Raw genomic sequence first — 24,346 nt, 5'->3', positions numbered from 1 at the left:
AGGGTTGGGAGTTAAGGTTTAAGAACGCTTTACTTAAATAGCAACTGGCTGAACATCATCAGATCGTGCCGCCATACCGGCCAGGTATGCCCACCCGGATACTCGCTGTAGTGGTACTTGACACCCATTTCATCAAACTTCTTCATCATGAACTGGCAATTCTGGTAAGCAATGTCTTCCTTGCCACCCATCGAGATCCATAGGTTTTTCAGATTGCTGTTGATGGTAGCCGCATGCTCTTTCATGAACGCATACTGCGGGTCCGACAGCTTTGGGTTATTGGCAAACCAGCCCGAGCTGAATACACCGAGCGATGAAAATAGGCCAGTATTCCGGATACCCGCGTAGAGCGTCTGCAACCCACCCATCGACAGGCCCGCCAGCGCCCGGCTTCTCGAGTTGGTATCCACCCGAAAATGGGTCTCCACGAAGGGGATTGCTCCCTGTTTGAGTTCATTTTCAAATGCCCGCAGCACGTTTTCGCTGAAGCCAGCCGGACCGCCGGTATTCCCCATGTTGCCGTCGAGCATCACCACTACCATGGGTTTGGCTTTTTGTTCGGCAATCAGGTTGTCCAGAATCAGGTCGGTGCGGCCCTGGGTAGCCCAGCCACGCTGGTCTTCACCCCCGCCGTGCAACAGGTACAACACGGGGTACTTATCGGTGGACATGTCGTATCCTGGTGGGGTATAGACGTACATTTCCCGCCAGGTGTTCGAGGCCTTGGAGAGGTAGCGTTTTACGCGGATGTTGCCGTGGGGTATATCTTTTAATGCGTAATAGCTGCCATCCCGGTCCGGAATCTCGATGCCGCTGGCCATGCGTCCCATACCGTAGAAGGTCTCGCTGGCCGGGTCTGCGACGGCTAAGCCATCAATCAGCAGGGAGTAGTAATGGAACCCGCGACTAACAGGATCCGTCGTGACGGTCCAGAAACCAGCGGTATCTTTCACCATGTCATACTTTTTACCCAAGTCAACCTGTACCTTTTGGGCATCGGGAGCTTTTACCTGGAACACAACACGATTATCAGGCAGAATCTGCGGGTACTTCGAATTGCGTACATTGGTAGACGCCGGAGTTCCCAGAACGGTGTACTTCGTCAGCGATGCGTTATCAACCGGCTTAAACAGGAACTGCGAGAACATGTACAGCCCGTTTTTCCAGACTTTGAAATCGTGACCGCCCGGTTCAATGTAGTACACATGCGGTACATCGTTCTGGTACAGGTAGTCGTGCGTGCGCTTGCTAAATGAGAGCAGGCCGTCGGCATCCCCGCATGAAATCCAGAGCAGCTTCAGCTTCTGTCTGGCGTCTTCAGGGTTAGGTACCAATTCCTCCGGTCGTTTGGTATTCGGAGCCGATGAAAAACCACCAACCCAGGCGAATTTTTCCAGATTCCCCAGACCAAAGTTCAGCGATTGTCCCCCACCCATTGAAAGCCCGGCAATAGCGCGGTGTTCACGGTCGGTCAGAGTTGGGTATTTCTTTTCGATGAACGGAATCAGGTCGTTGAGCAGGTCTTTTTCGAAAGTAGCGAAGGCTTCTACCTTCTCCCGGTCAAAGACATTACCCACGGCGCGGTCGTCTTTCATGGCCCGACCGTTGGGCATCACCACAATCATAGGCTCCAGCTTCTTGTCGGCATACAGGTTGTCTAGTATTACCTGCGGGTTCCCTCCTCTTAACCATTCCTTTTCGTCGCCCCCAATGCCGTGCAGCAGGTACAGCACCGGGTATTTAGTCTTCTTGTTAAAACCGGGCGGGGTGTACACCAGCGCCTTGCGCGTAGTACCTACCGTTTTGGACTCGTACTGGACGGTATCGAGCTTGCCCGTAGTGATTCCGCTACGAACCTGATCGAAGCCCTTGGGTGCTTCCTTGTCGGTGGGTTGGGCATAGGCCGTTACCACTACCACCAAGGCAGCGAATAGGGTATAAAGTGCCCTTTTCAAGAATATATTGGTCTTCATGGTTTAGATAAGATAGATAAGCTACATCTTAGTTCTTAAATAGCAGCGGAGCCAGTTCATGCAGGCTGCGGCGCCAGGTCTGGAACTCATGGGCGGTACCCTCCGACACGTACGAAACGGCATTGTACCCGGCGGCTTTCAGATCGGAGGCCGCTTTCCTTACGCCATCGGGCCGTTCCTTGCTGCCGCTGCTCAGGAAAACCAGCTTTGGTTTGGCCTTGCCGTTGAGGTCTTCGGGGGTATAGACGCCCCCGCTAAGCAGGCCGTAGTACCCAAAAAGGTCCGGTTTATTGAGGGTTATCATCCGGGTTTCCATACCACCCATGGACAAACCGGCCATGGCACGGTTGTCCCGGTTGGGGAGCGTGCGGAAATGGGCATCCACGTAAGGAATCAGTTCCTCGGTCAGCACCGTCTGGAAAGGGTCTATTTTAAACTCCCGGATGCGCCCCCACTTTACTTCGTTGGTCATGCCGTAGGTCATTACGATGATAAAGGGTTTGATTTTGCCTTCGGCAATCAGGTTGTCCATAATCAGATTGGCGTGCCCCTGGTTGCTCCAGGCGGTTTCGTCTTCCCCCCAGCCGTGTTGCAGGTAGAGTACCGGGTATTTTTTTGACCGGTCTTTCTCGTAGCTGGGCGGGGTGTACACAAACGCCCTACGTGAAGTACCCGTGCTTTTGGAAGGGAAAAGAACCTGCTGCACATGGCCGTGGGGTACGTCCTTGAGGGCGTAGAAATCCTGGTCGTGTGCGGGTATCTCAATGCCGCTTTCCCACCGGACCGAGCCATAGTAGTTTTTGCCCCCAGGGTCGTTGAACTTGCCGCCGTCAATCGTGACGTTGTAGTAGTGGAAGCCTTCGTCCAGGGGACCCGCCGTGGTGCCGGTCCAGTAGCCGTCGGCTCCTTTGGTCAGGATGGTACCTCCCCGGCCCCCCAGCCCGAGGCTCACCCGGACACTGTCGGCTTTGGGCGCATGGATGCGGAAGCGGGCGTACCCCTGAGAGTTGACCTGAGGGTACTCCTGCCCCGGCTGATTGAGGGTAGAAGATTTAAAGTCCTCCGCTATGGCCGGTTGGCTGGCCTGCGCCAGGCAGCTGGCCGTGGTGAGTGCGACAGCGAAGAGGGTCGCTATTATTGTACGTATCATTGGTAAAAAGTTTTGTAGTTAAAGGTCAAGAATAAGTCAACTTAAAACTGTTTGAGACTGTCAAAAGAGGTTATTTGTCATTCCGAGGAACGAGGAATCTCAATCGTTTCTGACGCCTGAGATCTCTCGGCACCGGCCGCCCGGCTGCGTCGGGCCGGGTGGCCGGTGCCATGACAATAAATACTCACTTAAAAATCTCCTGTAACGTGGTGGCGAGGTATTGCTTGCAGTTCATCCAAGTATGGCCTCCCGGTACGATGTAGCTTTTCACCGCCAGCTTATTATCTTCAAACATGGCGATGTTCTGCTTTACCGGCTCGTACAGAAAATCTTCTGTACCCACGCTGATGGTGAACAGCTTCAGTTGCTTATTCATCTGCTCAGCATTGGGTGACCAGTCGGTGAAGTTCTTCTTAAATTCCTCGGTAGCGGTATAGGGCGCATACGAACACACGTAGGCAAACTTTTCCGGGTTGGTAAGTCCGATGTTCAGCGTCTGTCCGCCACCGACTGAAAAACCGGCCACGGCACGGCCGTTGCTTTCTTTGATTACCGGGTAATTGGCTTCAATGTAGGGCACAATGTCATTGACCATGTCTTTGGTAAAGTCGGCCATGGGAGCCGGACGCACATTGCCGTAGGGCATCACAATCAGCATAGGCTTAGCTTTGCCCTGCGCGATCAGGTTGTCGGCAATCAGGTTAGCCCGGCCTACTTTTGTCCAAGTTTCTTCGGTGTCGGAGCCGCCATGAATCAGGTACAGCACCGGGTATCTGGTCTTGCCGTTGGGGTTGAAGCCGGGCGGGGTATACACCAGTACCTGCCGGGTAGTGCCCAGTGTACCCGATTTGTAGTAGCGGTAGCTAACTTTGCCGTGCGGCACGTTCTGAAGTGAGTGTACCAGCGGCCCATCGCCGGGCACGTCAACGATGCTGCGCTTAAACCGCTCGTTGGCAAAGATGTAGGTATTATTCGGGTCAGGAATCTGAACGCTATCTACCCAAAAACTATAAGGATAAATATCCGGCTTGACAGGAGGTACGGTCACGCTCCAGATGCCCGATGTATCTTTGGTCATGGATAGGGGTGCTTTCATAAACTCACCACTAACTGTTACTTTTTTTGCATTCCTTGAAAAGTACCGGAACGTGATGCTACGGTCGGGATGCACCTGGGGCGAACTGATGGCCGGCGGCCGTTGCTGCGCAAGAGCCTGTAACGACGCTACCATCAGTATGGTTAGAAGATATAGAATGCGGTTCATGGGCTATGGTATTTGTGGTTGGAATAGCAACGGGACGGTTGCGGCAACGTAGGTTTTCACATTCATCCAGGTATGGCCTCCGTCGGTTACCAGGCTCTTGTAGTTCACCTGTTTGGCTTTCAGGTAATCCATGAACTCCACGGTACCTTTGTACAGAAAATCATCGCTTCCCACACTCACCCACAACAGCTTTAGTTGCTTATTGGTGTTAGCCGGATTGCTAACGATAGCTGGATAGCTGCGCTCCATTTCTTCGGGTGACAGGTACGAGGAGTAGGCACACACCCACGCAAACTTGTCCATGTTGCTAAATGCCGTCCGCAGTGTTTGCCCTCCCCCACGCGAAAAGCCACCAATGGCCCGATTGTCGCGGCCCGGCATAGCCCGGTAACTCTTCTCAATATAGGGAATGACGTTGCTTACCAAATCCGTCGCAAAATCGTTAGCCCGTTTTACCGCTTCGGGATTATCGCGTCCCGTGGGGTCGGCGGGCTTGGCTCCACCCCGCTGCTCGGCTACCCGGGCGGCTATGTTGCCGTAGGGCATGACGATAATCATTGGTTTGGCTTTGCCTTCCGCAATGAGATTATCGAGAATCAGGTTGGTTTTTCCGACCTTGAAGAAGGTCTCTTCCGTATCCGTAGTACCGCTGATGAGGTAGTACACGGGATACTTTTTATTAGGTGCCTGGTCGTATCCCGGTGGGGTGTACACTACCAGCGAGCCCGTTGTCCCCTCCATCGACGGGTAGTACTCGTAGTTGACCGAACCGTGGGGTACCTCGCGCAAGGCGTGAATCAGGGGGGTATTGCCGGGTACATCCACCAGGCTGGCTTTGAAGCGCTCGTTGGGGAAGAACGCCACATTAGCCGGGTCCATGGTGGTAACGCCATCAACCTGGAAACTATACGGATAAATATCGGGCTTGACCGGTCCCACCGTTACGCTCCAGATGCCCTGGGCATCTTTGGTCATAGCCATCTGCGCTTTCAAAAACTGCCCACTTAGCTTTACCTCGTTTGCCAATGGGGCGAGGTACCGGAACGTAACGGTCTTGTCAGCATTCACCTGCGGAGATACCACCAGCGGACCACGGGGTGGCTGGGCCAGTACCAGACGGCTCAGGCCGAGCAGTAGCCAGGCCAGCCAGCATCGAAGGAATAAGGATTTAGGCATAGTCATTATTGTCTAGGAATGGTAGAGTTAGGTTCCGTAAGGGTACACCCTTCCGGGGCAGGTCAACAGCTTATTCACTATTAATCCAGGTATTCACTTTCATCCAGGCAAACAGTGGCTCCATCCAACCAGGATGACGAAAGATGAAACCGTGGTCACCACTGGGGTAGATGTGCATTTCGACGGGTACCTTCTGGTGTCGAAGCTGTTCGAAATAGAGGATGCTGTTGTCAACGTCCACCAGTTTATCGTCGGCTGCGTGAGTCAGGTACGTTGGGGGCGTATTGGCCCTTACCTGAAGCTCATTGGAGAATAGCTCAACGTCCTGTAGCGATGGGTATTTGCCCAGCAGGTTATCCCGCGACCCGCCGTGCGACAGGCTGTCGCGCATGCTTATGACCGGGTAAACCAGAACCTGGAAGTCAGGCCGTAAGCTGGTGTTACTGGTATTTTCAATGTAAGCTTTTTCGAAATGCGTTGCCGCCGTTGAGGCCAGGTGTCCACCCGCCGAAAAGCCCATAATGCCGATTTTGCTGGCATCAATACCCCATTTGACAGCATTCTCCCGCACTAGCTTGATGGCCTGTTGGGCGTCCTGCAACGGGCCAATCTTCTTGTCGGCCATGATGGCATCGCTGGGAAGCCGGTACTTCAACACAAAAGCGGCCACCCCCCTTTCGGCCAGCGCTTTTGCCGTGCTGATGCCTTCGCCATTATATACCACCACACCGTAACCACCGCCAGCGATGACAATGACAGCAGCCCCCGAAGCTTTGTCTGGAGCAGGTTTGAAGTACTCCAGCGTAGGTTTGGTAATGCCCCTCAGCACGCCCGACTCCGCCCCCGACTCCTGTACATCAGTAGTTTTTGAATTCGGAACCGCAGCGGAGTATAGGGGAATGATTTCCTGTGATTGTGCGGTCAAAGAATGAAGCAAAAAGACTGCAAGTGCGCTTGCCCCTGACACCCTCCATAAACAACACCTCATAGTTGAATAGATAAAAGTAAGTCTAACAGCCCTTCCTTTTTAAACAGTTACCTCACCGGCCTAGTCAAGGGGACCAATCAATTCGATGAATGTCCCGTCGGGGTCCTGTACCAGCACAAAGTGCGTTTTGCCGTTCAGGGGCGTAGGTGTACTACCCAGCAGCGGTACTTTCATTTGCTTCAATCGTTCTATGATCGGGTTCAGGGCTTTTACGTTGATGGTGATATACTGCATGCCCGTATCGTCTTGAATGAATTTTTGCTGCGAGTGCGAGGCTTTTTTACCAAAGCTCATCAGCTTCCAATCAGTAGCTTCGGGGCTATTTTCCAGCTTCAGAATCGTTACGGCAGCCGCTGTCCCGTCTGACAGGCCCGAGCGTTTTGAGAATTCTTCATTGATGGTAAAACTTCCGGTTTTTACCATACCAATGCCGTTGACATAAAAATCCAGTGAGAGTTCGAGGTCGGCTACTACCACGCCTATCCCGATTACTTTGCTGCTAAAATTGGATTGGGCCTGAACGCTACTGCCGACCAGAAAAGAAATTAAAATAGTGAGTTTTACAAGTGTCGTTTTCATGATTTTGATAAATTCAAAGGATATGGGATAAGTTGGTTAGTCTATTTTATTTATACATGGGATCATCGCCCCCATATTTCAGGTAGCTGAACGAAGCTGTATTTGTAGATGGTACCCCCGAAGAGGTAGCATAAAGGCCATACACACAACCGATAAACCCGCCCGCTACTTTGGTACTCAGGAATCTGGCGTCCACGTTGTCTTTCAGCAGCGTCCAGTTCTTTCCGTCAGTGGCTACGTGAAAGCTGTATGAATCGCCTTTGGAGACAATGCGAAGGCCCGTTTTACCCGCGGGATTAGCCAGCGGCACCTCGGCGAGCAGTTCCATGTCCTGTTCCCGTGGTTTGCTCTTGAAAAGCTGGAGCACGGCCTTCCCCTGCGCCATGGATTTGGCTAAAAAGTAGAAGTGCCCTTCGTCCTGGAAAATAATTAGTCCCGCTTTTTCTTTCTCCGATGTAGGCGTAAAATCCAGTTCCGTTTCGGCGGTACTAAACAGGTGCTGCTGGCGTTTGCAGATGAAGGCCGGATTGCCTCTGTCCATGACCGTTTCAGGTTTTAGCTTCAGGGTTAACCCCTGCTTTTTGGATAGCGAGTACCAGCTTTTGTCTAGGGTACGCATGAACAGCAGGGCGGGGTCAAGTTCCTTATCAAAGGTAAGCGTGTAGCTGAAGTTACCGGCCTGCGGAAGCGTTCCTTTGGGCTTGACTTCTTTATAATCAACAGGGTACTCGTACTTTATTTCTTTACTGTCTGGGTTGATAATCGGCCAGTCGTTTTTCCACTCCACCGGCGCAATGAAAGTCTCGCGGCCCGTATTGTAGTAATCGCCCTCGTAGGGTCGGACAGCCAGGAAAATCGCGTACCACTTCCCGTCTGGCCCTTCTATTAACTGCGCGTGGCCTGCCGAGGTAACGGGGTCTTTGCGGTCATCGGGCAGGTCTTTCTGAGTCAGGATCGGATTATGTTCATAAGGTACATATGGTCCCCACACGTCTTTACTGCGTAACACAACTTCCGTGTGGTTGACCGATGTACCTCCCTCCGCCGCGTACAGGTAGTACCAGCCGTTGCGTTTCAGGATATGCGGGGCTTCAATCCAAACCGGCTTTTTGGATAAGTCTACTCCTCCGTTTACCAGTTGTTTTTCATCACCCGTCACCTTCAGGTTCCGATAATCAAACTCGTACATCCGTATAGTCCGGTGGCCGGAGTATAACGGCTTGCGGTCAGGCGCGTCGCTGTTATAAAGGATATAGGCCTTGTCAGTCTCTTCGTCAAAGTAAATGGATGGGTCAATCCCCCGCACCTTGGGGAGCTTTACCGGGTTGCTCCACGGACCAGCGGGGTTTGTGGCCGTTACTACAAAGTTACCGTCGTGGTCGATGTCGGTGCAGGTCAAGTAGTAGGTATCTTTGTAGTAGCTGATGGCGGGGGCAAAGAGTCCGCGTGTCATGGGTTCACCCATAAAATCCATCTGCTCCGGACGGTCGATGACGTTGCCGATCTGCTTCCAATTTTTCAGATCCCTGCTGTGAAATACGGGTATGCCGGGGAAGTAAGAAAACGTGGAATTGACTAGGTAGTAGTCTGTTCCCACCCGAACCACACTCGGATCAGGGTAAAACCCGGTCAGGATGGGGTTTACCAAGGTTGTTTGGGCCAACAGCCCGTGACTCAGCGCAGCGCAGCACAGACCCAGAGCAATAGAGAGAAGTTGTTTATTCATAAGGGGTAATGTTTTCATTTTTTGCCATTTTTGTCTTTGTCATCCCTCCTACGTCGGGATGACAAAGACAAAAACTACTTAGCTACCAGTGTATATACCTTTCCGGCCTGTGTAGGCATATCGTACAGAAAGGTTTCTTTCAGGGTTAGTGCCAGCTTACCGGCCTGGGGAGATACAACGGGAGCCGGTGTAGCCTCGGTTTGATAAAAAGGGTTAGGATTTTGTACCGACGCATTCGCCAGTGCTCCACCATCGTTAGTTTTCAGTGCATTGGGTACCCGCAGGCGCAGGTTACCTCCCAGATTGGATTTGAGCGTTAGCTTTGTCAGTTTACTGTCCTTCCACTGCATGTCAACTACCTCGAAACCACCCAGCGCCCTTAGTCCCGCTACGCTGCCGGTAGGCCAAACGTCGGGCAGGGCTGGCAGGATATGAACGGCACCATCGGCGCTTTGCAGCAGCATTTCGGTAATACCCGACGTGCAGCCAAAGTTGCCGTCAATCTGAAAAGGCGGGTGGGCGTCGAACAGATTGTTATAGGTTCCGCCGCCCTCTTTATTGACGCCCAGGGGCGTAAGCTGATTCTGTATTAGGGAATAGGCATGGTTGCCATCCTGCAGACGCGCCCACCAGTTGACTTTCCAGCCCATACTCCAGCCGGTTGACACATCGCCCCGGTGAATCAGGGTAGTTTTGGCGGCACGGTACAGCTCGGGAGTGCGGTAAGCCGAAATCTGATTGGACGGAAACAGACCGTACAGGTGCGAAATGTGCCGGTGTTTGTCATTGGGGTCATCGATATCTTCCAGCCATTCCTGCAACTGACCGTGCTGTCCAATGTGCATAGGCGGTAGCTTGCCGCGCATCTGCTTTAGCGTGTCTACCAGGGCAGCATCTTTTTTCAGGATTTCGGCAGCTCGGATGGCTGTACTGAATACATCGAATGCAATCTGATTGTCCATGGTCGTACCCGCATCCAGCGATGAACCACCGTGGGCCTGAGGTGCATTTTCGGGTGAAGTACCGGGATTAACAACCAGCCATTTATACCTGGGATGTTCGACCAGGTAATCTACATAGAACAGGGCGGCTCCCTTTAATATGGGATAAACCGACGCCAGGAAAGCTTTGTCGCCGTTGTAGAGGTAATGCTCCCACAGGTGCTGGGCCGTCCAGCCCCCACCGGCCACCCACATGCCCCAGGTTGCTCCGTCGATTGCGCCGGTTGTCCGCCAGATGTCGGTGTTGTGGTGGGCCATCCAGCCACGTGCCCCATACATGACGCGAGCGGTCTCCTGCCCCGTTTCTGACAGCTCACTGACCATCCGCAGGAAGGGCTCGTGCAGCTCTGCCAGACCCGTTTTTTCGGCGGGCCAGTAATTCATCTGGGCGTTAATATTGATGGTGTACTTGCTGTCCCAGGGTGGTCGCATCCGATGGTTCCAGATGCCCTGAAGGTTGGCAGGTTGACCTGGTTCCTCACCAGTGCGGCCTGGCTGCGAAGACGAAATCAGCAGGTAGCGTCCGTATTGATAATAGAGTGCTGCAAACTGCGGATCATTGACCGTCCGGAAGTTTTTCAGCCGCTCATCGGTGGGGAGAGTGGCTGCTTCGGCAGGGCTTGTGCCAAGGTCTAACCGCACCCGGTTGAAGTAACGCTGGTAAGCGGCTATATGCTCCTTCTGTATCGCGGCATACGATTTTGGGTAGGCTTTGTTCAGGTACGCAGCTGCCCGGGCATTTTCATTGCCACTGATGTCGTTGTAGTTGTTGAAGTTGGTAGCGATGGACAAGTAAATTGTTGCGGCATTGGCCCCTTGTACGGTGAGCGTGGAGTCAGTAGCCGAAAGACTACCGCCCTGCGTCTTGATGCGGGCAATGCCTTTGAACCGTATCATCCCTTTTACACCTTCGTGGTCTGAGGTAGTACCGGCGATGGTTAGTTCTTTAGCCGGTGTTGTTTTCCGATCAGCTTTCTGTTGCGTCGCATACGAAGCCGTGAAGCCAAGGCTTCCCGGTTTACTGGCCGTAAGGTGCACAACTAGTACCCGGTCAGGAAATGACGCAAATACTTCGCGGGTAAAGGTTACTCCATCTACAGTATACGATGTTTTGGCAACAGCTCTTTCGATATCCAGGTCCCGGTAGTAGTTGGTGTAGTTTTCGTGCCCGTCAAAGGTCAGGTGCAGGTTACCTATGGGCTGAAACATCTGTCCATGCGCCTTTTTAGTGATGATGGCCTTATTGGCCAGGTGCTCAGCTTCCTTCTGCTTTCCGTCGAAGATCAGGTTCCGTATTTCGGGCAAGGCGGCCAGGGCGTCAGGATTATCGTTCCGGTTCGGACTACCACTCCAAACGGTGTGCTCGTTCAACTGGATGGTTTCCCGCGCTACGTTACCGTAGACCATAGCTCCCTGCCTACCGTTACCGACTGGTAAGGCATTTTCCCAGACCGTTCCGGCGGGTTGGTTGTACCAGAGTTTCAGTACCGGCTTATCCTGCGAAAAGCAGGTGAATGATGTACTTGTAAGTAATAAACAGATTAAAAATCGCATAAATGTAAACGTGTATTTCCAACACAATTTTAGGTACATGTAATAGAAATTACCTAGTTATCAGGCATCCACCAAAATCAGTTCAGGCAGAAAGCCAAAATTTCCTTTTTGCTGCCTGACATATTCGTGGGTATTAAGACTATAAAGCTGTCCTTTTTTGGTCTGAGAAGTCATGTCTTTCTCACCGGTCCCCATTAACAACTTTGTCGACAGGATCTTTCGGCTAAAATTTCGGCGGTCGAGTTTAGTATCATATATAGCCTCATACAGTTTCTGAAGCTGCGGAATGGTAAACTTTCCCGGCAGTAGTTCAAAGCCAATCGGATTCAGGGCCGCCTTGGTCCGAAGCCTTTTCAGGGCCTCCTCCACCATTATATCATGGTCAAATATGAGATATGGTTTTTTATGTAGACTGATCCAGGAGGCGTTGTGTGATCTGATGGCATTCATATCCTGGTCTTCTATATTGACCAGGGCATAGTAAGCAACCGAAACGGTTCGCTCAACCGGGTCGCGGGTAGTGGCCCCAAACGTTTGAAATTGTTCCAGATAATGATTGTCGAGGCCAGTCAAGTCAAACACAATGCGATGAGCGGCCTCTTCCAGGCTTTCTCCTTCGTTGAGAAAGCCGCCCATCAACGACCACTTACCAAATTCGGGTTCAAAGTTTCGCTTAACCAACAGGAGATTAAGCCCTTCCCCGTCGAAACCAAAGATGATACAATCAAGTGCTATAAGGATTCTATGGGTATGTGTATAGGGCATTAATGATATCAAGATTAGTATACTTTCATAAAAGGCCAATAAATTGTGTAACTACTACACAATTGTAAAAATTTTTAATTTGTTTCTACAATTGACTCATAGTGATCTTAGCTTCACCTATATAGAAAAACTCTTTACAAAGACACCACACCCAAGCTATGCCTCAAGGTGCAATGGAATACTAGTCAAGAACGATACATGTAAAAGAGGCAAAATAGGTTTCTGTCAGCTTTACATGAGATGCAGGATACGACTAATCTTTATTTAAACTTTCCAGCGACTACACTTATACTAACTCATTGGTATAGAAACCATCGTATGCATCTGAGTAAATAGCAAAACCTGCTAAATATTCGTTATGCGCTGAAACAGGTTATATAGAGAAGGTATATAGTGTATGCGCTATGGCAGTAAAAACGTAAGTGGCACAATAATTTGTAGTACCAGTGTATATGCATAGGTGCTATATCAATTGCCAATACATAGCCAACGAGTTAGAACCTGAACGTATAATACAACATGGCGCTGATTTCATAGAACATCTACAAATGAAAACAGTTATGTTCATGAAAATAGATGAGACAACATCCGCATTATAGAACTTGATTCCCTGGTCAATCCATTGGGGAATCAAGCACAGGTGGTACCGTTAAATCTATACTACTATATCCAAAACCATTAGTTTTTTATGGAAGAGAAGAATCAATCGGGTATTATTCCTGAACATAATACAGGGAAGATCATAGACACTGTAAGTTATATAGACTGTAGCAGTAACGAAGAGGCTAAAGCCTTTTATCAAGTAGTAAAGGCAAGGCTACTGAATGTCAATTCGTGGAATACATACGCGGGGGTGGGAACCGCTGAATTTAAAGTAGTGGATAAGAGCGGTAATGAGGTTGCAAGACATGTTACAGAGGGAGACTATTTCAAAATTGATATCCCGGGTCCGGGCTCTATATCCGGTGAAGGCTATGACTGGGTCAAAGTAGAAGAAGTAAATGCGGTATCTAACCCGGAGATGGAAAGTGTAGGTATTCGGGTAAGGCCTAGCCCTAATCCTCAAAGTACTGATGAACAGGTGGCTCACTTTTACTCCGAAGAGTCAACCAGTAATTTTACAGCAACAAGAGAGGGTAATCGAATTACGGTTGGTATATACGACCGGAATACTAAGCCTAACACCGAAGGTAAAAAAAATATAGTGGAGAAAGCCCGTGATTTTCTTGTTGGGCTGGGAGCTGTTACTAGTTTTTCAAAGTACCAGTGGCAGCAACTGGCAGATGGTTTATTGAAGCCCTAAATACTACGTTGCATCCTATTTATAAATACAATGTAATTCAATTTAAAAGAAAGGCCTTACGAGCTGATGCTCGTAAGGCCTTTCTTTTAAATTAGTGGCTGCTAATATCGCCACCTTAATCTGCTAATAATCATTTGTAATACGAAGCTTTTTTACTTGCTCCTATTATTTCACAAGATGCCACACTAACTCCGGGTGATCTTGCAGCCAACCGATTACAGGGAGTAGTATCTTTCATTTTACATTCTATCAAAGCAGCGAGTAATACAAATCCAAAGAATAGCAAACCTACTATCTTCCATATACGCAGTTCCTTGTCGGCAGGAGGTATTACTTTCATGTATTAAGGTTTGACAAATTTAATATTATCTAACTCGGAATGAGTACATTATTCTCGTACTATACTCCTATCATTGCATTAAAAGTTCTGACTAACCTTGCACCGGGACGTATATCCTTTGTCTGAAGGTACAACGCAAGCTTAGCAACCATAACCGCCTGATTCACAAAATCTTTATTGAATTTAAGATCTCCCCGCGTATCTGTAATAATGGGTGAATTGATAAGATTATGGAAGGTATTCAGTGAGGTATTTCCCAGAACAGATTGTGCCCAGTAATATACACAGACATATTTTTTATCGGGTAAGCTTATTCCATGTAATTCAAGCATCTCACGCAAGTGCGAACGATGTACTCCCAAATTAAATGCCAGTACATCATCTACTTTATCGAAATAAGCTTTTATAGCGGGCCAAATTTTATTGATAGGGGGATAATCTGATTTGTTTGACTGGAAGACTTGTGAATATTTGAATTGTACCTTTTCGTAGATCGTACCTTTCTTTACGTATGCTAAACTTATTTCTTCAGAATGGACACAAATAACCAGAAAACTTTCACTAGTAGTTGAAAAATGAATCATAGTAAAGATAGAGATAGTGTTTGACTTTTGGACACACGCAGACCTGCTATTTGATTAGCCTTGCCGTGTTCCAAAGAGTGATGTATAGTTCTTAAAGAATAAAGGAATCTGGTAAGTATAGTTAGATTGAATATACTTTGTAACTACCAGAAATTAGTTAATCAGAAAGAGATTCCGGAGGTTGTTCTGTGTTGTCGGGGGTGCTGTTTTTCATCATTGTTGGAGGGTTGTTATTAGTGAGTAATTATGGATTCATTATCAAATACTCACCAGTACTCCTTGTCGGTAATCATAAAGCAATACTTTTAGGAGGGTCTGGTAGTGAGGTAGAGGATGACCAACCACACTAACCATTTGTACTATCCTGCTTCCTTCCGCATTATTTAATCAATTATCAAGCCAATCCTGTAACTAAGAATCAGTTTTATGATTTATTAATACACTTTACTGGTTTAAGTCAATATAAAATTCTATTCAAAATTTTCTCTGGAAGTGAACGTATAGTAATAACTATCTAATAAATCATACCAAATCTTCTAAGTATACCATTGTTACTACTTTCATAACCTAAGGTTATCTACCATTACATAATGCTATTACCATTACTTCACAGAATTTCCGTTTTTCGCACTTGAATAATAATAGTCGTGGTACAAGTTGAAGTTAGCTTACTCGGCAAAAAAGTGACTTAATTGATTAGTCAGTTACTCAGTTTAACTAAGTAGCTGAACCGGAAATGACATAAATAGATCTTAGTTTAAGTATAATTGCATAAGGAATGAGGAATAAAATAAAGAGGCAAGTAAGAGTAGCTCGATATGTATTTTATAAAGAAACGCTGATTGATACCAAAGAACATTTCTGGACTTTTATCGGATCATTTACAGGTATTGGTTTAATTGGCTACCTCAGCAGCTTATTCTTTACCTCTAATGATAATCTTTTCCTAATTGGCTCATTTGGAGCATCTTCGGTACTAATATATGGGAGTATCAATAGCCCTTTGGCTCAGCCCCGCAATCTGATTGGTGGTCATGTACTTAGTGCTATAGTCGGAGTGACCATCTTCAAGTTATTTCCCCATGAAGCCTGGCTTTCTTCCGCTTTGGCAGTCTCCTTATCGATAGTAGTCATGCAGGCTACCAAAACCTTACATCCACCGGGAGGAGCCACAGCCCTGATAGCAACTATTGGGTCAGAAAAGATCATAAGCTTAGGCTATATATATATAGTAAGCCCAGTACTTACGGGAGTGATTATACTATTTTTGGTAGCTCTTATTTTCAATAACGCTACCTCACATCGAAGTTACCCAAAAAACAAAAACTGGTATAAAAGATGGGCAACCAAGTATAGATACTAATGGTGAAAATGCTTACTACTAAAAATAGCTACTCCGGGTGGAGTAGCTATTTTTATTTATTACAAAATCTTTTAATTTACTTTACCTCAACCACTTCCAAAATAACACTGGTACGTCGTGCATTCACACCCGGATTAAATCCAATATTCATTAGAAAATCTCCTGAGTAACTTACCTCTCCGGTAATAGATGACTTCGTACCCGGATACAGATTGATTTCTTTTACCCGGTATTTCTTCTCCAGATCCAGACCGTTCATTTTTACAGGTGAAAGTGTACCTGCTCCGTAGCGATTAGAAACCAGGTAGTTGAACATAACCGCCCGATCCTTACCCCCATTCACGTACATGAGCGAGGCGAAATCATTATCTCTAGGACTGGCTAATCGATACAGATCACCGTGCCATACTATATCATTGATATTTTTGTAGGTACTTACCGCATTCTGACAAAACTCCAGGTCTTTTTGATTCAGCTCGGTTACTACAATATCAAACCCCAACTTACCCATCATAGCTACATCCGTACGGTACTTGATGGGTTGCTTACCCCAATCCGTTACGTGGTTATCGTGGGTGATAGCGGGGAAGAAGTACGAGTATTCCCACTGAATAAATACACGCTCCAGAGGATCGGTATTATCACTCAACCAGAACTCGGTAAAATATTTCAGAGCAGCATAGTCGACACGTCCACCTCCACCCGAGCAGAGCATCATAGGCAGGTCTGGGTACTTAGCGCGGAAGCGCTCGAGTACCTTGTATAATCCACGTACATAATCTACATAGAGGTGCGATTGCTTGTCTTTCAGGTACTGGGAGTAGGCATTATAGATCACCGCATTACAATCCCACTTAAAGAAAGCTACGTTAGGATTTTTGGTCATGATATTATCAAGTACTCCAAACACGAAGTCCTGTACCTGCGGATTACTCAGATCCAATACCAGCTGATTACGGTACAGATGTTCGGGTCGGTTGGGCTGACGTATTACCCACTCGGGATGCTTCTCGTACAGCTCACTCTTCGGGTTCACCATCTCAGGCTCCACCCATATACCAAACTTCACCTGGTTATTCTGTGCTTCTTTGACCAGGTACCCGATTCCGTGAGGAAGTTTCTGTACGTTCTCCTGCCAGTCGCCTAGGCCAGCATTATCACCATTACGAGGGTACTTGTTCCCAAACCAGCCATCATCCAGCAGGAACATATCTACGCCCAGCTTTTTAGTATCCTTAATGAGCGCCGCCAGTTTGTTCTCGTTAAAGTCAAAGTAGGTGGCTTCCCAGTTGTTGAGAAGGGTTAGTCGCGAGCCATTCCCCTGCATGACGCGGTACTTGCGGGCCCAGCGGTGCATATTGCGACTGGCGTCTCCCTTCCCCTTGTCCGAGTAGGTATATACAAAAAGAGCCGTAATAAACTCCTGCCCCTTACCAAGTACATATTCAGAAGCAAAAGGATTGATACCCGCAATTAGGCGGAGGTTATTCAGGGGATCTACCTCCAGATCAACCCGGAAATTACCCGACCACTCCACCGAACCATACAGTACCCGGCCTTCTTCTTCGGTAGCCGGTTTATCAAGCGATACCATAAAGGTAGGAGGCTGGTAAAGATTGGCACGGGTACCCAGCTTAGAGTCCAGTACTTTGATGCCTGAGGTAAGACGGATTTCTTCGGGCTGCATTTCCTTGGCCCAGTCTCCGTGGTAGTGGTTCAGGTAGTACTCTTTAGCCGATACGTAAAGGTTAGCGGAGGCGTATTTATGCAGCGTTACGTTGCCCTTCTCATTGTTCTTGATCACCGACCACTGCTCTATCACATCCTCATCCGCATATACTTTATAGTATAAGGTCACATCCAGAGCATAAGCCGGATCACGTAACAGGATGCTGGTGATGGATACATTATTGTCGACCTTCTGTACATTATGGCTTACGTACTGCAGATCCAGGGAGGTGTTTCCGTCGGTATGGGTCACCCGAATGGCGGGCTCTACCAGGTTGCGAGAGCCACTGGGGGTATATACTGAATTGAGGATACCCGAATAGTCATCCCCACGACGCGACATGGCTGGCGCATGCAGGTACTCAGAGGCATTCTTTAATTTAGTACCAAAGTGAATAATCCCAACCCGCTTATCTGTCCCCAACTGCAGGGCCAGGCCGTAGCGCTTGGTTTCGATGGGAATGATCGAAGCCTGTTGTGCGACAGCGGTAGCTGAGATGGTTGTGATCATTACAATTAGTAAGCTTTTGAATGTGTGCCTGACTTTCATGGACGAAAGCATGCCAAATATTACTATCATTTCAAACTAGATTAGGAGGGATTTATCCCCGGAGTTTTTAAAGTAAAATTCTTGCAATTTAACAGATTGTTCAGAAAGAGTAGCGGGTGTAGTATTGTATACTATCGGAACGATTACTAGTAGGAGCCAAAGTAGGGAGGATTAATTAATTAGAAGCTCGACTATATAACTGTTAGCTAAAACACGAAAATAGTTTTTAGACGATATAGTACTACTAGAAAGACTGCACCATAACCCGTTGATCAGTCTCTCCGCAACAACTGCGGTTATGGCCGGATAATCTACTTCCAGGAAATCTAGTTTATCTACCTTCTGCATAGTCTCTTCTGTGTTTTTGCTCAGCAAGATAGGTATTACCTATTCATTAAGCCTAACAAATCATCTTTTGAAAGTGACTTGAAGAAGCTGTCGTCGCTACTGATCAGATCGGTGGTAAGACGAACTTTGTTCTGCTGCATCTGCATGATTTTCTCCTCTACCGTATCCGGGCATATCAGCCGTACCGCTATGACATTCTTCTCCTGACCGATGCGGTAGATCCGGTCGATGGCCTGGTTCTCTACCGCCGGGTTCCACCACGGATCCACCAAGAACACGTAATCGGCCGCTGTCAGATTTAACCCCGTACCACCGGCTTTCAAGCTGATCAGGAACACCCGCGTCTCTTCGTCCTGCTGGAACTGCTCAATTACCTCGGCCCGGTTACGGGTGCTACCGGTCAGGTAGGCGTGCTTGATTTTCTCCTTATTCAGCTCCTTCCTGACTAGATCCAGCATGGATACGAACTGGGAGAAGACCAGTACCTTATGTGCCCTTGATATACCCCTTAACTGATCAAGCAATCGCTCTATTTTGGCAGAAGTTTCACCATGCAGCTTTTCATCATTCAGCAAGAGGGGGGAGTTACAAATCTGCCGAAGCTTGGTAATGCCCCGCAGCACGTGCATACCATTTTTAGCTATCTCCTCCTCATTATTTGACGAGATATAGTCCCTAAACTCACGCTCGTAGGCATCATATACCTTACGCTGCTCGTCCCCCAGTTCACAGTAAAGGACTACTTCAGTTTTATCGGGTAGCTCGCTGGCGACTTCTTTCTTCGTCCTCCTCAGTACAAAAGGCTTTATAAGCTCCTGCAGGGCCTCCGCACTTCGCTTCTCCTTAAAGCGGTCAATCGGGATAGCGTAAGTATTCTTGAAATAGGTACGGGTACCCAACAGACCCGGACAGGCAAACGACAACTGCGCGTATATGTCAAAGGTGTTGTTCTCGATGGGAGTACCCGATATCGCAATCCGGTTTCGGGACTGGAGCAACCGGACGGCTTTGTACCGCTGCGACGATATGTTTTTGATGTTCTGAGATTCATCCAGAAAAACATAGCCGAACTCGTACCCTTTCAGAAAGGTAACATCCGATATTAGGGTACCATAGGAGGTAATGACTACGTCGTAGTCATCAAAAGCTTTGGTGTTTTTAACCCTAGATGAACCATGTAGGATCAGTATCTTTAGCGAAGGAGCAAACTTGCTGATCTCCTCTTCCCAGTTATGTATGAGTGAAGTAGGTACTACCAGAAGATGGGTAGCCTGGCCGTATTTAACCCGCAGATGCAGCATGAAAGCGATGATCTGTATGGTCTTACCCAGGCCCATATCATCCGCCAGACATCCTCCAAAGCCAAAACTATCCAGGAAGTTGAGCCAGCTCAAACCCTGCCATTGGTAAGGCCGTAGGGTAGCTTTGAGGTCTTTGGGAAGAGGTACACCTTCTATGGATGTAAAGTCAGAAAGCTTTGACTTGTAATGGTTGATTTCTTCCCTGACCTGCTGGTCCACCATGTGGGCTTCGAATAGTTTTTCAACAACGGTGAAGTTAGTCTTGGGAATCTGAATGGCTTCGTCAGTCACCTCTCCGCTGATAAAATACGCTTCCAGTTTGCTAAGCCACTCCTCGGGCAGGATACCCAAAGTACCATCATCCAGCTGCACGTACTTCGACTTATACTTTACTGACTTCTGCAACTGCTTAAGTGTAGCCTTCTTGCGGCCAAAGCGTACATTTACCAGCGCATTGAACCAGTTAAGCCCGCTGGCAATGTAAATATTGACCTTTAATTTATTAGGATTGAGCTTGTTCCCTTTCAGTTCATTGAACCCAAGTATGGTGATATGGGCATCCGTCCACTCCTCGAAGGCATCCAAAAACCAGCTTTCGTCCAGGAAGCGGGTCTTGTGCAGGTAGAAGTACTGGAGCGGGTTTTCCATCTGTTCCCAAAAATCCGGATGCTGCTGGATCAGTAAGGCTATAAAGCTATCCTCTGCCTGTCCGTCACGGGCTACACCAAATAGATTACCCCTTATATCCTGGGTATAAATCTGTCTTTTGGTCAGGACGGGTATATCAATATCCCCGTACCGCATGACCGGATTGATGAGAACATACTCACCCAAGTCGGATAGGTAAATAAACTTCTGAGGCCCCTGATCGAAGCCTCCACGCTTCAATTGAACTTTGGTGGCAGGTTTTAGATACCCATGATGAACATGCACGTGAGTTTCCAGATCAGCCAACACTTCTAACTGAAACTGCAACAAGGTATCGTGCGTGAGTTGGATGGAGTTATTATGCTTGATGAAGTAACCAATGGCGTTGAATACATTGCTATTCTCACACAGATACCAGCTGCTATCAAGAAGGAGGAAGTGACCGAACTTGAGAGCTACCCGCGTCAGGGGACAGTAGCTATTATCAATCTTCAGACTGCTGTGTACGTGATAAAACTTCTCCCCCAGACTGATCTGGACTCCAAAATCTACGTTAGGCTTGCTAAGGTGAACAGGGGTCAGAGAACGTAGAGTAATCTTTTCGGAAACGTTACTATCGTGCAGATAGAATTCGTATTTCAGGGGGTTGCTAATAAGGGCTTTTAGCCCCTCAGCATCCAGGATCGACTTTTCATAATAAGACTGAAACTTGATGATTGCCGCATAAAACTTTAACTCCTCGGGGCTTCTGGTATTCCAGACCAGATCAACGGGATTGACCGGGGTAAAAGGAGCCCGTAGTTCTCCCTTGTCACTTAGCTGACACTCGATGAGCTGTGCGTTGAAAAGATCATAGTACTTGTGCTTACCTATGACTACAATACGCTTGGCAGCAGGTGCATTAAGTGTTGTACTCCCTTTCGTTGCCAGAAATGAAAGCAGAAACTCCTCATCAGAGAGTTCTGTACTATCCGCTTTTTTATCCTTTCTGAATGGGTCAAATGGTTGGTTTTGTTGCATCAATGCCTGTCTTACTTACAGATCTTCCAGAACCTGCACCCGGCTCTACTTTTAATTCTACAAATGTAGGTGTAGAGGCGGACAAGTAATAGGAAACTAGTCGCTCCTACCTGAATAGTACAGTTATTCACTAAAAAACATTTCAATCAATCAACCTGTTGATTGTGGAATAGATACAAACGCTGTATCCATTTACACACCGGAAGTACCTGTAAAAGCAGGAGATAAGTTCAACTAATAAACTGTATGTCAAGTCACTCATCAAACACAACAACCAATCTGAAAGAGATTCAGCAGTGGGCTGAGCAGCGTCAGGGAAAACCGACCAAAGTAAAGGGTGCCGGTAATACCGAAGAGGGAGAAGGCCTCATTAGAATTGATTTCCCGGGTTATAGTGGAGGTGACTCACTGGAGGAGATATCGTGGGAAGAATGGTACTAGATATTTAAGAAGAATAATCTGGCATTTCTGTATCAGGAATAAACCAAAGATGGAGACGAAAGTCGCTTCTTTAAACTGGTAAGTAACAAGTAGGATTCCGAAAATCCATATAGCGCCAGTATTTCCAAACTGGTGCCTTTTTTTGCCCAATCTGATAAGTACCTTTACTATCAACATCAGCTACAACTGCAATATCACAGGTACTGCATTAGCTCTTTCCTGTACAACTGCTGCAATAAGATCATTCTAGTTTCTCCCATTATGTAACCGCTCAATAAGAAGTAACGACTTCTCTTTGACTTCGCTAAGCTTACCAGTACTTTTAATCAGCTAATCCTCCTAGTCACTGTAGATCTGACTGATCTATTTTATGCACTATTCACAACTAAGCCGTATATAGCCATGCCTACACCATTTGATCTTCTGGAACCCGATCGGCCTGATTCCCTAGCAGAGGCACGCACCCTAATCAACCGTGCCATCCGTGAGGGGGTAATGTATTACCCTTCTCCAATCAGTTGGCGGGATGAAATATTGTACTTCTTACTACCTGACCGATTTAGTGATGGCAAGGAAGCAACACGCCCACTACTGACAAGGGAAGAGATCAAACAACTACGGCAAACGGACGAGCGGCCGGACTGGGATTGGCAGCAATGGGCTGAATCGGGCTCACGCTGGCAGGGAGGAACAATTAATGGGATCAAAAGCCAACTAGGCTACCTGAAAGAATTGGGTGTAACGGCGATTTGGATTGGGCCAATTTTCAAGCAACGGGTCCGGTTGAACTCCTACCATGGCTACGGTATTCAGGACTTTCTGGAAGTAGACCCACGCTTTGGTACCCGCAAAGATCTTGTCAGTCTGGTTAGTGAAGCACACGCCAATGGAATACGTATATTGCTGGACGTTATAGTTAATCACTCCGGTGATAACTGGGGCTACGTGCGGCCGGATAATGATTTAAGCCAGGCTGAGAATGAACCGCCCTATAAACAGTGGCCTAACTACTATGGCTCTCCTAATTTTGATGATACAAAGGGGTGGAAGCTTACCTGGCGAAATGAAGCACAGCAGGGCTTTGCCACGGAATCAGCAGCAATTAATTCCCGGCATGAAGGAGTGTGGCCACGCGAGCTGCAAAGAGAAAGCCTCTATACACGGGCTGGAATGGGTAGCCTGGGTGAATCCAATAATATCACTGATCCCCGTGCCGAACACAAGCGGACTGATTTTCTTTCATTAAAGGACTTCGCCCTTGACGTTCCGGGAACTCTGACTCAACTGATCCAGTGTCTGCAGTACTGGATAGCCCTTACCGATTGTGATGGATTCCGAATTGATACGGTCAAGCACATGGCCCTGGAAGAAACCCGAAACTTTTGTGGAGCCATTCGGGAGTTTGCTGATCTGATTGGCAAACACAATTTCATTCTGATCGGTGAAATAGCCGGTGGAGACAACTTCCAGGATGCTGTACTGGACTATACAGCAATGATGGAACGTAATCTGAACGCGGCATTGGATATTGGCAACGCCCGACTTGCCCTCAACTCAGTAGCCAAAGGGCTGGAAAGAGGTAGCTCTTACTTCGATATATTTGATCAGCAAAGCCAAGGCTTTGATTCGCACCGGAGCTTTGGTGACCGCCATGTATCTATCCTGGACGACCATGATCACGTATTTGGAAGCAAGATCAGATTTTCCGCCGAAGTACCAAATAGTTTCGCGGTGAAGGATTACTATGTCACTGTACCCGTAGCCATTCAGCTTTTCACCCTGGGCATACCCTGCATCTACTATGGCACCGAGCAGGCCCTGGCCGGTCCGGCCAGTTCGCAGGTAGGCTTTCTGGAAGGCTGGCGTTCCAACGACAGGTACCTTCGCGAAGCCATGTTTGGTCCTGAGCATCCCCGCGCCAACTCTACCGAAGACCTGGATACTCAGCTACAGGAACCGGATAATACCATACCCGGCTTTGGTCCCTTCGGTACCGCCGGAAAGCATTGTTTTGACTCCAATAGCCCTGCCTACATCCGCATCAGTAGTCTCTGCAAAATCAGGGCAGCCCACTCTGTACTTCGCCTGGGTCGCCAGTACCTAAGACAAATCCAGACACCGGGCACCGGCTTTGATTATCCCAAGGCGGGTGAATTGGTAGCCTGGTCTCGCATATTACATAATCAGGAGGCCGTATGTATAGTCAATCCCAATGGTGTCGATGCCAGGGGAGGTAATATAGTAGTGGCCGCAGAGCTGTCTCAGCCCGGCACTGAGTATGTAGTTATTGCTAATACAGCTCAAACAGCTACTCTTGGTGGCGACTATACAGGTACTCACCCCGTCGGATCCAGGGTGGTCGTAAAAGGATTAGATCAAACAGGTGACCCTGCGTACATTGAAATTCGGGAAGTACAGCCGGCGGATGTACTGGTACTGATAAAAGATACTTTTGCCGCATAATGTAACTCAGTTGGAAGCCATTAGTCCTATAATCAAGCCAATTGATAATTTTTATTTCTGGATTCTTTTATAGGTAAGTAT

General features: G+C 48.0%; 16 protein-coding genes. 4 read left to right on the top strand and 12 right to left on the bottom strand.

The window, feature by feature from the left end:
* Positions 1 to 29: 29 nt before the first annotated feature.
* The 9 genes from JUB14_RS20405 to JUB14_RS20365 form a co-directional block, all read right to left on the bottom strand.
* Complete coding sequence (locus tag JUB14_RS20405; protein WP_207508673.1) at positions 30 to 1,973, bottom strand: alpha/beta hydrolase-fold protein; 1,944 nt, start codon at positions 1,971 to 1,973, stop codon at positions 30 to 32.
* Between the two features lie 28 nt (positions 1,974 to 2,001).
* On the bottom strand, positions 2,002 to 3,123 hold the full coding sequence (locus JUB14_RS20400) for an alpha/beta hydrolase-fold protein (RefSeq protein ID WP_207508672.1): 1,122 nt from the start codon (positions 3,121 to 3,123) through the stop codon (positions 2,002 to 2,004).
* Positions 3,124 to 3,307: 184 nt separating this feature from the next.
* Positions 3,308 to 4,387 (bottom strand): esterase, encoded by a 1,080-nt coding sequence (locus JUB14_RS20395; RefSeq protein WP_207508671.1) that lies wholly within the window; start codon positions 4,385 to 4,387, stop codon positions 3,308 to 3,310.
* Positions 4,388 to 4,390: 3 nt separating this feature from the next.
* Positions 4,391 to 5,563 (bottom strand): alpha/beta hydrolase, encoded by a 1,173-nt coding sequence (locus JUB14_RS20390; protein WP_207508670.1) that lies wholly within the window; start codon positions 5,561 to 5,563, stop codon positions 4,391 to 4,393.
* A 70-nt stretch (positions 5,564 to 5,633) separates the two neighbouring features.
* Positions 5,634 to 6,551 carry an alpha/beta hydrolase gene (locus JUB14_RS20385; RefSeq protein WP_207508669.1) on the bottom strand — a complete coding sequence of 306 codons (918 nt, stop codon included), beginning with the start codon at positions 6,549 to 6,551 and terminating at the stop codon, positions 5,634 to 5,636.
* A gap of 60 nt (positions 6,552 to 6,611) precedes the next feature.
* Positions 6,612 to 7,130, bottom strand: coding sequence for a VOC family protein (locus JUB14_RS20380; protein ID WP_207508668.1), 519 nt, complete (start codon positions 7,128 to 7,130; stop codon positions 6,612 to 6,614).
* Positions 7,131 to 7,176: 46 nt separating this feature from the next.
* Complete coding sequence (locus JUB14_RS20375) at positions 7,177 to 8,856, bottom strand: glycoside hydrolase family 43 protein (RefSeq protein ID WP_207508667.1); 1,680 nt, start codon at positions 8,854 to 8,856, stop codon at positions 7,177 to 7,179.
* Between the two features lie 74 nt (positions 8,857 to 8,930).
* On the bottom strand, positions 8,931 to 11,411 hold the full coding sequence (locus tag JUB14_RS20370; RefSeq protein ID WP_207508666.1) for a glycoside hydrolase family 95 protein: 2,481 nt from the start codon (positions 11,409 to 11,411) through the stop codon (positions 8,931 to 8,933).
* Positions 11,412 to 11,471: 60 nt separating this feature from the next.
* Complete coding sequence (locus JUB14_RS20365) at positions 11,472 to 12,176, bottom strand: NUDIX hydrolase (protein ID WP_207508665.1); 705 nt, start codon at positions 12,174 to 12,176, stop codon at positions 11,472 to 11,474.
* 688 nt (positions 12,177 to 12,864) lie between these two features.
* On the opposite strand from JUB14_RS20365, the gene JUB14_RS20360 reads away from it, so the two are divergent.
* On the top strand, positions 12,865 to 13,479 hold the full coding sequence (locus JUB14_RS20360; protein WP_207508664.1) for a hypothetical protein: 615 nt from the start codon (positions 12,865 to 12,867) through the stop codon (positions 13,477 to 13,479).
* A 399-nt stretch (positions 13,480 to 13,878) separates the two neighbouring features.
* On the opposite strand, the gene JUB14_RS20355 is transcribed toward JUB14_RS20360, so the two are convergent.
* Positions 13,879 to 14,403 carry a hypothetical protein gene (locus tag JUB14_RS20355; protein ID WP_207508663.1) on the bottom strand — a complete coding sequence of 175 codons (525 nt, stop codon included), beginning with the start codon at positions 14,401 to 14,403 and terminating at the stop codon, positions 13,879 to 13,881.
* 778 nt (positions 14,404 to 15,181) lie between these two features.
* Here JUB14_RS20355 and JUB14_RS20350 point away from each other — a divergent pair.
* The gene (locus JUB14_RS20350) at positions 15,182 to 15,766 is read left to right on the top strand and encodes an HPP family protein (protein WP_207508662.1); all 585 of its coding nucleotides are present in this window, start codon (positions 15,182 to 15,184) and stop codon (positions 15,764 to 15,766) included.
* 76 nt (positions 15,767 to 15,842) lie between these two features.
* Here the strand turns inward: JUB14_RS20350 and JUB14_RS20345 are convergent, their stop codons facing one another.
* Together JUB14_RS20345 and JUB14_RS20340 are read right to left on the bottom strand one after the other, a co-directional pair.
* On the bottom strand, positions 15,843 to 18,005 hold the full coding sequence (locus JUB14_RS20345) for an alpha-galactosidase (protein WP_207508661.1): 2,163 nt from the start codon (positions 18,003 to 18,005) through the stop codon (positions 15,843 to 15,845).
* A gap of 422 nt (positions 18,006 to 18,427) precedes the next feature.
* On the bottom strand, positions 18,428 to 21,361 hold the full coding sequence (locus JUB14_RS20340) for a DEAD/DEAH box helicase (protein WP_207508660.1): 2,934 nt from the start codon (positions 21,359 to 21,361) through the stop codon (positions 18,428 to 18,430).
* A 246-nt stretch (positions 21,362 to 21,607) separates the two neighbouring features.
* Here JUB14_RS20340 and JUB14_RS20335 point away from each other — a divergent pair, with 246 nt between their 5' ends.
* Together JUB14_RS20335 and JUB14_RS20330 are read left to right on the top strand one after the other, a co-directional pair.
* Positions 21,608 to 21,802, top strand: a complete 195-nt coding sequence (locus JUB14_RS20335) for a hypothetical protein (protein WP_229368075.1) — start codon at positions 21,608 to 21,610, stop codon at positions 21,800 to 21,802.
* Between the two features lie 402 nt (positions 21,803 to 22,204).
* On the top strand, positions 22,205 to 24,265 hold the full coding sequence (locus JUB14_RS20330) for an alpha-amylase family glycosyl hydrolase (RefSeq protein ID WP_207508659.1): 2,061 nt from the start codon (positions 22,205 to 22,207) through the stop codon (positions 24,263 to 24,265).
* Positions 24,266 to 24,346 lie beyond the last annotated feature (81 nt).

The organism is Telluribacter humicola (genome assembly GCF_017355935.1).
Classification (GTDB): domain Bacteria; phylum Bacteroidota; class Bacteroidia; order Cytophagales; family Spirosomataceae; genus Telluribacter; species Telluribacter humicola.
The sequence above is the reverse complement of the archived record's forward strand: the minus strand, read 5'-3'. Positions and strand labels throughout refer to the sequence as shown.